Origin of the sequence: Streptosporangium sp. NPDC023615, from assembly GCF_040640155.1 — a bacterium.
Classification (GTDB): domain Bacteria; phylum Actinomycetota; class Actinomycetes; order Streptosporangiales; family Streptosporangiaceae; genus Streptosporangium.
In genome coordinates this window covers 1-3,205 of sequence record NZ_JBFABE010000150.1, presented here as the reverse complement: position 1 = coordinate 3,205, position 3,205 = coordinate 1, and the positions used below count along the sequence as shown (strand labels likewise).

Sequence of the window (3,205 nt, the reverse complement as noted above, 5' to 3'; positions counted from 1 at the left end):
GCGAGGTCCTCCAGGTGCCGTCGGTGACGGTCGACGACGACTTCTTCCGCCTCGGCGGTGACAGCATCCTGTCGATCCAGGTGGTGTCACGGGCTCGCCGGGCCGGAGTGACGGTGACGGCGGCGGAGATGTTCACCGCCCGTACGGTCGGTGCGCTGGCGCGAGCGGCCGAGCGGCACGACGCCGCGGCCGTTCGGGATTCCGTAGCCCTGGCTGAGCGGTCCGAGTCCGGGCTGTGGCCGATCGCCGCCGCCGAGGTGGATCTCCCCGGGTTCGGCGCGTTCACACAGTCGTTCACCTTCGTCACCCCGCCCGGCCTGACCGAGTCGGCCCTGCACCGGATCCTCGGGCGCGTGGTCGAGCATCACCCCGCGCTGCGCGGGCGGCTCGTACGAGACGACGGGTACGAACGGCGCTTCGAGATCCGGCCGTTCTCCGCGGAAGCCGTCACCCGTCAAACCTCCGCGGCGGTGTGGTCCTCATCCGAGTGGCCTCAGCAGCTCCGAACCGCCACGGCGGAGCTGTCCGAGTCGCTGGACCTGACGGCCGGGATCCTCTGGCGCGCCCGCTGGTTCACGGGCGACGCCGAGTCCGGCGACAGGCTGCTGTGGGTGATTCACCACCTGGTGGTGGACGGCGTGTCCTGGCGCATCCTCGGCGACGACCTGAAGCACGCGTGGGAACTGGAGACCGGCCGGACCGTCGAGCCCCTGTCGCCGACCGGGACGGGCGTGCCGACGTGGACGCACGCCCTCGCCGGTCGTTCGGCCGACGCCGACGTCACCGGTCAGCTCCCCTACTGGTCCGACGTGGCCGCCGGCGACGACCCACTGATCGGCTCGCGCCCGCTCGACCCGGCACGGGACACCGAGGGGACCGCCGGAACGGTCGAGGTGTCGCTGCCGGCGGAGGTCACCCGGGCGATCCTGACCGATGTGCCGCGCCTGCTGTCGGCAGAGGTCGACGATGTCCTCCTCGGGGCGTTCACGATCGCGGTCGGCGCCTGGCGCGCCCGGCGCGGAGTGGACCACCGGGGCGCCGTCGTGGGGTTGGAAGGGCACGGCCGCCAGGAGTCCCTCGTCCCCGGCGCGGACCTGTCGCGAACGGTCGGTTGGTTCACCAGCTGGTACCCCGTCGCGCTGTCCAGCGACGACATCGATCCGACCCGGGCCCTGACCGACCCGCGGCTCGCCGCGGACGTGGTGCTGCGTGTCAAGGAGCAGCTCCGCCGGGTTCCCGGCCGCGGTGCCGGTTACGGCCTGCTGCGCCACCTCAATCCCGTCACCGCTGCGGCTCTCGCCTCGGGAGGCGTACCGCAGTTCGGCTTCAACTATCTGGGCCAGTTCCGCGGTGACGAATCAGAGCAGGCCGTCGCCTGGGGCGGGGCACCGGAGACCGGCGGCCTCGACGGATATTCACCCGATGAGCTGCCGTTGCCGGCGGTGATCGACATCAACACCGCGGCCGTCCCCGGCGAGGGCGGACTCGTCCTGGACGGAACGGCCTCCTATGCCGCCGGTGTCATCGGCGAGCAGGACGTCCGCGAACTCGTCGAGTTCTGGACGGCCGCGCTGGCCGTCCTGGGCCGCTACGCGGATGCGGCGGCTCACCGGCGTCGCTCGCCGTCGGACCTGACCGTCCCCGACCTGGCCCAGGCGGACGTCGACGCGTGGGAGGCGCGTTACGGCGAGCTGACCGACGTGCAGCCGCTCACGGCCCTGCAACGGGGCATCACATTCGAAACCCTCCTCGGCGTGGACGACGGGGCGGTGGACGTCTACATCACGCAGACCGTCCTGCACCTCGACGGCGAGATCGACCCCGACCGGCTGCGGGTCGCCCTGGACCGGGTACTCGAACGGTTCCCGCACCTGAGGGCGGCGATCGCCTCCACCGGCGCCGGGGAACTCGTCGCCGTCGTTCCCGCGGCCGCGACGACACCGTTCACCACGATCGGCGCCGGAGTCCCGCTCGACGAGGTACTCGACCGTGACCGGGCGGAGCCGTTCGATCTGCGGTCGGCGCCGCTCACCCGCGCGGTGCTGCTGACCGCCGAGCCCGGTCGCCACATCCTGGTCTGGACGACGCACCATGTCCTGGCCGACGGGTGGTCAAGCCCGAGGATGGTCGAGGCGCTGCTGGACGCGTACCGGAATCCCTTCTCGCGGCCCGAGCCGGACCGCGTCTACCCCGCGTTCCTGTCGTGGCTGGCGTCTCGGGACGAGCGCGCCTCACTGGCGCGGTGGGCCCGGGCACTCGCGGCGGTGGACGAGCCGACGCTCGTCGTCCCCGGAGCACCGAGCACGTCCGCGGTTTTCCCGGACGAGTTCGAGGTGGTCATCGCCCCGGAGACCCACACGGCGTTGCAGCGGGTCGCCCACTCCGCCGGTTCCACGTTCAGCAGTCTGATGCAGGCGGCCTGGGGGGTCCTCCTCAACAGCGTCACCGGTCGGCAGACGGTCGTGTTCGGCACCGCGGTCTCCGGCCGTCCCGCGGAGATCGACGGCATCGAGGACGCGGTCGGGTTGTTCATCAACACCGTCCCGACCCCCGTCGACGTGGCCGGAAACCCCACCCTCCGGGAGCTGATCGTCCAGGTTCAGGAACAGAACACCGCCCTTCTCGACCATCACCACGTGCCGCTCGCGGAAGTTCAGCGAGCCACCGGGTTCAATCCGCTGTTCGACACGCTCCTCGTGTACGAGAGCTACCCCGTCGACGAGGAACAACTGGCCGAGGCGCAGCGGAACACCGGGATCACGCTGCGACAGGTCGACGGGCGGGATGCCACCACGCACCCGCTCGCGCTCTCGATCACGCCGGGTCCCGACTCGGCCGTCCTCGAGTTCTCCTACCGGCCGGACGTGCTGGATCGGGCCACGGTCGACCGGTTCGCCGCGATGTTCGAGCGGGTGCTGGCGGCGATGGCGACCACCCCGGATGTACGGGTGGCGGAGCTGGCGTTGTTGCCGGGCGGTGATGCGGTCGAGATGACGGGGGCGCCTTTGGAGGTGCGGTCGCTCACCCTGGACGGGTTGATCCGGGAGCGGGTGGCGGCTGCTCCGGGCACGGTTGCGGTGGTCGGGGACGACGGTGTGGAGTTGACGTATGCGCGGTTCGATGCGCGGGTGAACGCGGCGGCGCGGATTCTGCTGGATCGTGGGGTGGGGGTGGGTGATCGGGTTGCGGTGGTGTTGCCGCGGTC

The 3,205-nt window shown here is 71.5% G+C and carries 1 protein-coding gene; it reads left to right on the top strand.

All coding sequences use genetic code 11. The features are described from left to right. Positions 1-23 precede the first annotated feature (23 nt). On the top strand, positions 24-3,205 hold a 3,182-nt coding region (locus AB0G16_RS38530), incomplete at its 3' end, for a condensation domain-containing protein (RefSeq protein WP_362815942.1).